Source organism: Carnobacterium sp., from assembly GCF_032094055.1.
GTDB lineage: Bacteria > Bacillota > Bacilli > Lactobacillales > Carnobacteriaceae > Carnobacterium_A.
Window position 1 is genome coordinate 9,723 of sequence record NZ_DAMDAK010000020.1, and the last position, 2,934, is coordinate 12,656.

2 protein-coding genes are annotated in these 2,934 nt (G+C 40.8%); both read left to right on the forward strand.

The genetic code is table 11. The features are described 5' to 3' along the window. The coding region (locus RT405_RS04830; RefSeq protein WP_313468082.1) for a hypothetical protein at positions 1 to 163 on the forward strand (163 nt) is incomplete at its 5' end. Between the two features lie 19 nt (positions 164 to 182). After that, positions 183 to 2,744: a DNA gyrase subunit A gene (gyrA, locus tag RT405_RS04835; protein ID WP_313468041.1), complete on the forward strand. Its 2,562-nt coding sequence runs from the start codon at positions 183 to 185 to the stop codon at positions 2,742 to 2,744. The last annotated feature ends 190 nt before the right edge of the window (positions 2,745 to 2,934 follow it).

Sequence of the window (2,934 nt, forward strand, 5' to 3'; positions counted from 1 at the left end):
GGAAACAACGATGAATCCAGAAAATAGACGGATGCTTCAAGTATCAGTCGAAGATGCAATTGAAGCCGATCAAGTACTAGATATGCTGATGGGAGACCGTGTAGAGCCACGTCGTAAATTCATCGAAGACAATGCTCGCTATGTTCAAAACTTAGATATTTAGTCAGGGAGGATAATGAAGAATGGCCGAAGAATTTAAAGAAAATATTGAAAATATCAATTTAAGCTATGAAATGCGGAACTCATTCCTCGATTACGCGATGAGTGTTATTGTAGCGCGTGCTTTACCTGATGTACGGGATGGTTTAAAACCAGTCCATCGCCGGATTTTGTTTGGCATGAGCGAGTTAGGCGTAACGCCCGACAAAGCTCATAAAAAATCAGCACGTATTGTTGGGGATGTTATGGGGAAATACCATCCTCACGGTGACAGTGCTATCTATGAATCCATGGTTCGGATGGCTCAAGACTTTAGTTTCCGTTACCCATTAGTAGATGGACACGGCAACTTCGGATCAGTCGATGGAGACGGAGCCGCAGCTATGCGGTATACCGAAGCTCGGATGACCCGGATGGCTTTAGAAATGCTGCGCGATATCAACAAAGATACAATCGATTACCATGATAACTACGATGGTTCAGAACGAGAACCGGATGTTTTACCGGCTCGTTTCCCCAATTTGCTGGTCAATGGTGCGACAGGAATTGCTGTAGGGATGGCGACGAATATTCCTCCGCATAATTTGACGGAAGTGATTTCAGCTCTGCACATTTTGATGAAAGATCCAGAAGCCACAACAGCCGACTTGATGGATGCTTTACCAGGACCTGATTTTCCAACTGGTGGTCTGGTGATGGGCAAATCAGGAATCAGACGAGCTTATGAAACAGGCAGAGGTTCAATTATTATCCGTGCGAAAGTGGAGATTGAAACGACTAAAAACGGCAGAGAACGAATCATTGTTCATGAATTGCCTTATATGGTCAATAAAGCTCGTTTAGTTGAACGGATTGCAGATTTAGCAAGAGACAAACGGATTGAAGGTATTACCGATCTAGCGGATGAATCAGACCGTGACGGCATGCGGATCGTCATTGATATCCGTCGTGATATGAGTGCAAGTGTTGTTTTAAATAATTTATACAAATTGACTTCATTGCAAACCTCCTTTGGTTTTAATATGTTAGCCATTGTGAATGGCATTCCGAAAGTATTGAGCTTAAAATCGATTCTAGAAGAATATTTAAAGCACCAAGAAAATATTATTCGTAGAAGAACAGAATACGATAAGCGCAAAGCAGAAGCTCGTGCACACATTTTAGAAGGTTTGCGCATTGCTTTGGATCATATTGATGAAATCATTCGGATCATTCGGAGTTCTAAAACGGGAGAAATCGCTAAAAATACGTTGATTGAGACATATGGCTTATCGGATAAGCAAGCTCAAGCCATATTGGATATGCGAATGGTTCGGTTAACGGGATTGGAACGCGAAAAAATTGAATCTGAATACAACGATTTAATAGCATTGATTACGGATCTAGCAGATATTTTAAGCAATCCGGAACGAATCCATTCCATTATTGAAACAGAATTACTAGAAATCCAAGAACGTTTTGGCGATGCTCGCCGGACAGAATTATTAGTCGGAGAAGTATTGAGCCTTGAAGATGAAGATTTGATCGAAGAAGAAGAAATCGTGATTACCTTAACACATAATGGGTACATCAAACGTCTTCCAAGTTCTGAGTTCAAGTCGCAAAGAAGAGGCGGACGCGGTGTTCAAGGAATGGGTGTTCATGATGATGACTTTATTGAAACGCTGGTTTCTTGTTCGACTCATGATACCTTGTTATTCTTTACCAATAACGGAAAAGTATACCGTTCTAAAGGATATGAAATTCCTGAGTATGGCCGGACTGCAAAAGGGATACCAGTAATCAACTTGCTGGGAATCGATTCTGAAGAGACGATTCAAGCCGTTATCAACATCAAAGGCAAAGCAGACGATGATCATTATCTTTTCTTTACAACACGTCAAGGAACCGTCAAACGGACAAACATTTCTGCTTTTTCAAATATCCGCAGCAACGGGATTAGAGCAATTGTTTTACGAGAAGATGATGAGTTGATGACCGTTTCGGTTACAGATGGAAAACAAACGATTATTATCGGAACGCATTTAGGTTATGCCGTCAGCTTTGAAGAAACGGTTGTACGGAATATGGGACGTAGTGCAAGCGGCGTACGCGGTATTCGCTTACGCGACGATGATTACGTCGTAGGAATGGATCTGTTGACACCTGATTCTGAAGTGTTGATCATTACGGAAAAAGGTTATGGAAAACGGACCAACGCAAGTGAATATGCGGTTAAAGGCCGGGGTGGTAAAGGCGTGAAAACGGCTAATATCACTGAAAAAAATGGTCCTTTAGCTGGCTTGACAACTGTCAAAGGTGATGAAGACATTATGCTGATTACCAATTCAGGCGTTATTATTCGTTTTAGTGTAGACAGTATTTCACAAACTGGTCGTGCTACACTAGGCGTTCGTTTAATCCGTGTAGCAGACAATGGGATCGTTTCTACAATGGCAAAAGTTGATGCTGAAGAAGCTGAAAATGAAGCACCAGATGCAAATGTGGAAATTATTTCAGCTAAAGATGGACATGAATCAGATGTTGAAGTAGTATCAGAAACAGAAAAACAACTTGAGGAAGAACAACAAAATTCTGAAGAATAAAAAACAAAAGAAAAAGAGAGATCCCAAAATTTTGGGATCCTTTTTTTATGAAGTAGACGGATTAAAGTAGTGCAGTGCGTTTCCAAAAAAAGTATCTTTGAGAATGAAAATCCATAGGATAAAGGCTTTCGATACAGTAATGGCTGCGAAATAGTTTATGTTTAGCTAGTGGATAATTTGCTGAGAAAAA

Bases quoted from the DNA above. Each gene is read 5' to 3' on its own strand.
- gyrA (WP_313468041.1), top strand. From the start codon at position 183: ATGGCCGAAGAATTTAAAGAAAATATTGAAAATATCAATTTAAGCTAT.